The sequence below is a fragment of the Clostridioides sp. ZZV15-6598 genome, assembly GCF_020657705.1.
GTDB lineage: Bacteria > Bacillota > Clostridia > Peptostreptococcales > Peptostreptococcaceae > Clostridioides > Clostridioides difficile_F.
Window position 1 is genome coordinate 1 of the sequence record NZ_JAGWCS010000192.1, and the last position, 5,484, is coordinate 5,484.

The window sequence follows — 5,484 nt, forward strand, 5'->3', positions numbered from 1 at the left end:
ATTTTCATAAGGGTTTATAGTATTATAAAAAATGAAAATAAGTCTACTATTTTAGTTACGCATGATATTGGTGAAGCGATTTCTATAAAAGTGCGACTTTAAAAATTAATCTATTTTTAGAACCTCCACATAAGCTATTTTCATAAGGTTTCTATATTGACAGTTTTACAATAAAGTTATAATATTAATAGGATTGTAGTTTTTTATAGTATATAGAAAATTATGCTAATTTTAAAACTACTAATAAATATAATTTTTTATATTTGGATAATCGTAAAATTAAAATAAAGGATGATAAAAAATGACAGAACAAAATTTAAGTTTAATTAATGAAGTTAAAAGAAGAAGAACCTTTGCAATCATTTCCCATCCCGATGCAGGAAAAACTACATTAACTGAAAAGTTTCTATTATATGGTGGTGCTATTCGTGAAGCAGGATCAGTTAAATCAAGAAGATCTCAAAAACATGCAGTATCTGACTGGATGGAAATTGAAAAACAAAGAGGTATATCTGTTGCATCAAGTGTTCTTCAATTTGAATATAATAACTTTTGCATAAATATTCTTGACACTCCAGGGCATCAAGATTTCAGTGAGGACACTTATAGGACTCTTATGGCAGCAGACTGTGCAGTAATGGTTATTGACTCTGCTAAAGGTGTCGAGGATCAGACAAAGAAATTATTCCAAGTTTGTAAAATGAGAGGAATACCAATTTTCACTTTTATAAATAAAATGGACCGTCAAGGAAAAGACCCCTTTGAACTACTTGAAGATATTGAAAATGTTCTAGGAATTCGCTCTTGTCCAGTAAACTGGCCAATTGGTTCGGGTAAAGAATTCAAAGGTGTGTTTAACCGCCATAAAAATCAAGTTGAACTATTTGATGATGGTAATCATGGACAATCTATTGCTAAGTCTACAACTGGAGATATATCTGATGAAAGATTTAATACATTATTAGGTGATGCTCTTCATGAAAAACTACTAGAAGATATTGAACTTTTAGATATTGCTGGAGATAATTTTAATTTAGATGGAGTATTAAATGGTGAATTGACACCTGTGTTTTTTGGAAGTGCTCTTACTAACTTTGGTGTAGAACCATTTTTAGAATCGTTCCTAGAGATAACACCTCCCCCAAATCCTCGTAGCAGTAATTTAGGTGATATTGACCCTAATTCGAATAGCTTCTCAGGATTTATATTTAAAATTCAAGCTAACATGGATAAATCTCATAGAGATAGAATTGCATTTTTAAGAATTTGCTCTGGTAAATTTGAAAAAGGTATGACAGTAACTCATGTACAAAGAAACAAAAAAGTTAAACTTTCACAACCTCAACAGTTTGTAGCACAAGACCGTGTTATAATAGATTCAGCTTATCCAGGGGACATTATAGGGATACATGATCCAGGAATATTTAATATTGGTGATACATTAAGTGAAAAACAATCAAATTTACAGTACACTGGCATACCACAATTTGCTCCTGAACATTTTGCAAGAGTATCTACAAAGAATGCTCTTAAAAGAAAACAGTTCTTAAAAGGTCTTACACAATTATCCGAAGAAGGTGCTATACAGATATACAAGCAACCTAATTTTGGTATGGAAGAACTTATTGTAGGAGTAGTTGGAGTTCTTCAATTTGAAGTTTTAGAATATCGTCTAAAACAAGAATATGGTGTTGATATGATAATGAACACGCTACCTTATCGCTATATACGTTGGATTGAACCTGATACTTTCAAATCGGATAAGATTTCAATACCAATGGATACAATACTAGTTGAAGATAAAAGCAGAAATCCAGTATTGTTATTTCAAAATGAATGGTCTATTAGACATCTAATTGAGAGAAATGAAAATTTAGTTTTAAGAGAAACTTCTTTATAAAAAATAAAGGTTACTCTCCATGCGTCTATTTTTAAACGTGTGGAGGGGAGTACTATATTCATTTTCTTTACAAATAGAAGCTAACAATATAGATCAATCTATCAATCTATGCAAAGGTAGTTCTTCACTTTGAGGGCTTCATTGATGTATATAATCGAGTTTATCTATAAACACACTCATTGAATTTTTGTAAGGATTAAGACCAAGAACACTTGCTGAATCACTTCCACCTATTCCTGATTTTCTTTTTTCTAACTACTCTTCTCTTGTCATGCCATTAGTTTCATAAACTATATGTTCATTCAAATATTTTATCATTTGTTTTTCCATCTATATCATCTGTATATCTTATCAAAATTTTAATCTTTAGCTTCACTTTTTTCTAAATCTTCTTCTAGTATCTTAAAGGCTTTATCTAAAACTTCCTCAGGATACTTTTTTCTTAATACATTTACAAGCCATTTAGCTTTAGCCGCTTCTATTTTTTTTAGTGCCACTGGATTTGTAGGAAAAATCTCAACAACTTTTATGTCCATATATAAGCCCCCCTATACCTCAATTGAGTTATTATATTAATCTATGAGGTTATAGACTTGTCTTGACACAACTAATTAAGACTCAAATATATGATATAGCAAGAGAAGAATGTGTTTCTGGAAAATCATTTAGTAATTTAATATATTAACTTTAGATATGATGCAATAAAAATATATTATTAACATTTAATGTATCCTTTGCATCATATATTTATATATAAGTAAATAATAAAACACTACTAATACCTATATGTATTGAAAATACTATTATAAAGGTTGTTCTGATAAATACATCTACTCCTTTGTGACATGAAATTAATCGCTAGAATGTTACTTATTCAAATCACTTTATACTAAAGTTTAAGGAGGTTAAACTTATGAAGGCTGCAATTTACTCAAGAAAATCAAAGTTTACTGGTAAAGGTGAATCTATAGAAAATCAAATACAGCTATGTATGGACTATGCTAAGTCTGTTGGTATAAAAGATTTTTTAATATATGAAGATGAAGGCTTTAGCGGTGGCAATATAGATAGACCTCAATTTAAAAAAATGATGCAAGATGCGAAAACAAAAAAGTTTGATTATCTTGTGTGCTATAGATTAGATAGAATATCAAGAAATGTATCTGACTTCTCTACTTTAATAGAAAAACTAAATGAATTAGAGATATCTTTTATATCTATCAAAGAGCAATTTGACACTTCTACTCCAATGGGAAGAGCTATGATGTTTATATCTAGTGTATTTGCACAGCTTGAAAGAGAAACAATAGCTGAACGTATAAAAGATAATATGTATGAGCTTGCTCGTACTGGCAGATGGCTAGGTGGTAAAACTCCTCATGGATTTAGCAGTAAAAAGATTAAATACTTAGATGAAAACCTAAAAGAAAGAAGTATGTATCAGTTAGAAGTTAGTGATGATGAAATGGAAGTTGTTAAAATAGTTTATGCCAAGTATCTAGAACTTAGATCTCTATCTCAATTATACAAATATGTTTACCACAATGGAATAAAAGGTCCTCGTGGTGGTAAATTTGACCCTAGTTCATTATCTGGTATGCTTAGAAGTCCTGCTTATGTGAAAGCTAATGATGATGTTGTAGAATATCTTAGAAATAACAATATGGATGTTATTGGTACTCCTGATAAAGAATGTGGAATACTCACCTATGCTAAAAACACATCTAAACCTATAGCAGCTATTGCTAAACATAAAGGAATTATAGATTCTACTACTTGGCTTGAAGTTCAAGGCTTACTTGATGCTAATCGTGATAAGAGTCCAAGAACTGCTACTGGTAAAGTTGCTTTATTATCAGGACTTTTAAAATGTTCTAAGTGTGGTTCTAATATGAGAATTACTTATAAAGGTAAGCGAACTGATGAAGAATTAAAATATTATTATGTATGTGGTACTAAAAAGAAGCTTGGTGTTGATTCTTGCAATTGTAAAAATCTTAAGGGACCTTTAGTTGAAGATATTGTTATTGAGAGAATTAAAAATTGTAATGTCGAATCTATTATAGATGCTTTTCATGAAAATAAGATTAAAGTTGATGATGTATCAAATAGCGTTAAAAATGAGATTGATTTATTCAGGAATTCTATTAAGGATAAGGAAAAAAACATCAGAAATTTGGTTATAGAGCTTGCTAAAAATACTGGTAGTATTGCTTCTGATTATATTATCTCTCAGATTGAAAGTTTAAATAGTGAAATTGAAGAATTAAAGGTTAGGGTTAGAAACTTAGAAGATAACAGTGTCGATATTAAAAATGCTAGTGTTAATTTAGATATTGTTGTTAGTAATTTAAAAAAGTTTAATGATATAGTTGATGATGCTAATTTGGATAATAAGAAGTTATTGCTATCTACTATTGTTGATTCTATAGTTTGGGATAGTTCTAGTGGCACTCTTAGTATTGTTTATATGGGTGCTGACATGGATGACTTAGTTTCGTTACCTGATAGGTCGCACTTCTGTAGTGATGGTAGAAGCAATAAGCATATCAGATAAAGTTGCAATACTATCTAAAAGACCAGCTACTATAAAAAATATTTATGACATTGAACTTAATATGGATGGAACAAAAACGCCTCTCAAAACACGTAAAGTTCCCGATTTTCAAAAGTATTTCGACATCTTATGGAAGGAGCTAGATACACATGAGGCTTAATAAAAGATCTGAAGGATATATAAACTATATTAAAGGTGTAAAAAGAGAAAAAAGAAATGTATTATTTTACCAACTATTAATTTTAATTGGTTTTATTATAATTTGGGAGATTTTAGCTGATTTAAATGTTATAAATACTTTTCTATTCAGTAAACCAAGTGATATTTACAATTTGTTTATTCAATATGCATCTAGTGGCCAACTATTTAAGCATATTGGAGTATCTGTATATGAAACGGTTCTTGGTCTTGTTATAGGAACTGTTTTAGGTATTCTAGTAGCAATTGCTCTTTGGTGGTCAGAAAAATTATCAAAAATACTAGACCCATTTTTGGTAGTTTTAAATGCTCTTCCTAAGACTGCTTTGGCTCCTATAATTATAGTTTGGGTTGGCGCTGGAATAGAAGGAATTGTAGTAACAGCTGTAACTATTTCCGTTGTTGTTACCATACTTTCAGCCTATAATTACTTTATGAATATAGATGAAGAAAAAATTAAGATGTTAAAGAGTTTTGGAGCTAGCAAATCACAAATCCTATTTAAACTTATATTACCTGCAAATACAGGAAATTTAATAAACTTAACTAAGATTAATATTGGTATGGCTTGGGTAGGTGTTATAGTAGGAGAATTTTTAGTATCAAGATATGGAATAGGATACTTGATAGTTTATGGTAGTCAAGTATTTAAGTTAGATTTAGTAATGATGGGTGTATTCGTCTTAGCTGTTTGTGCATGGGCAATGTATGCTATAGTTAACATTATTGAAAAAATATACAATTCTAGATAAATAAAAAATCTTATTTAGTAAATTTAATCACTTTAGTATTTTATGAATTTTGATAAAAGGTAAGCAATAAATATTAC

General features: G+C 29.7%; 5 protein-coding genes and 1 pseudogene. 4 read left to right on the forward strand and 2 right to left on the reverse strand.

The window, feature by feature from the left end; all coding sequences use genetic code 11:
• The first annotated feature begins 301 nt into the window (after positions 1 to 301).
• The gene (locus KGF50_RS20115) at positions 302 to 1,900 is read left to right on the forward strand and encodes a peptide chain release factor 3 (RefSeq protein WP_227849705.1); all 1,599 of its coding nucleotides are present in this window, start codon (positions 302 to 304) and stop codon (positions 1,898 to 1,900) included.
• Positions 1,901 to 2,038: 138 nt separating this feature from the next.
• Here KGF50_RS20115 and KGF50_RS22615 read toward each other — a convergent pair.
• Together KGF50_RS22615 and KGF50_RS20120 are read right to left on the reverse strand one after the other, a co-directional pair.
• A pseudogene (locus tag KGF50_RS22615) lies at positions 2,039 to 2,140 on the reverse strand (hypothetical protein); the annotation flags it as partial.
• Positions 2,141 to 2,259: 119 nt separating this feature from the next.
• The gene (locus KGF50_RS20120; RefSeq protein ID WP_227849706.1) at positions 2,260 to 2,436 is read right to left on the reverse strand and encodes a hypothetical protein; all 177 of its coding nucleotides are present in this window, start codon (positions 2,434 to 2,436) and stop codon (positions 2,260 to 2,262) included.
• A 377-nt stretch (positions 2,437 to 2,813) separates the two neighbouring features.
• Here KGF50_RS20120 and KGF50_RS20125 point away from each other — a divergent pair, with 377 nt between their 5' ends.
• The 3 genes from KGF50_RS20125 to KGF50_RS20135 are packed head-to-tail and all read left to right on the forward strand — an operon-like array spanning position 2,814 to position 5,407.
• On the forward strand, positions 2,814 to 4,457 hold the full coding sequence (locus KGF50_RS20125; RefSeq protein ID WP_227849707.1) for a recombinase family protein: 1,644 nt from the start codon (positions 2,814 to 2,816) through the stop codon (positions 4,455 to 4,457).
• Positions 4,429 to 4,617: a hypothetical protein gene (locus KGF50_RS20130; RefSeq protein WP_074047052.1), complete on the forward strand. Its 189-nt coding sequence runs from the start codon at positions 4,429 to 4,431 to the stop codon at positions 4,615 to 4,617. Before KGF50_RS20125 ends, KGF50_RS20130 begins: the two co-directional genes overlap by 29 nt.
• On the forward strand, positions 4,607 to 5,407 hold the full coding sequence (locus KGF50_RS20135; RefSeq protein WP_227435206.1) for an ABC transporter permease: 801 nt from the start codon (positions 4,607 to 4,609) through the stop codon (positions 5,405 to 5,407). Before KGF50_RS20130 ends, KGF50_RS20135 begins: the two co-directional genes overlap by 11 nt.
• Positions 5,408 to 5,484 lie beyond the last annotated feature (77 nt).

Coding starts and splice junctions, on each gene's coding strand:
- KGF50_RS20115 (WP_227849705.1), top strand. CDS start 302: ATGACAGAACAAAATTTAAGTTTAATTAATGAAGTTAAAAGAAGAAGA.
- KGF50_RS20120 (WP_227849706.1), bottom strand. CDS start 2,436: ATGGACATAAAAGTTGTTGAGATTTTTCCTACAAATCCAGTGGCACTA.
- KGF50_RS20125 (WP_227849707.1), top strand. CDS start 2,814: ATGAAGGCTGCAATTTACTCAAGAAAATCAAAGTTTACTGGTAAAGGT.
- KGF50_RS20130 (WP_074047052.1), top strand. CDS start 4,429: ATGGTAGAAGCAATAAGCATATCAGATAAAGTTGCAATACTATCTAAA.
- KGF50_RS20135 (WP_227435206.1), top strand. CDS start 4,607: ATGAGGCTTAATAAAAGATCTGAAGGATATATAAACTATATTAAAGGT.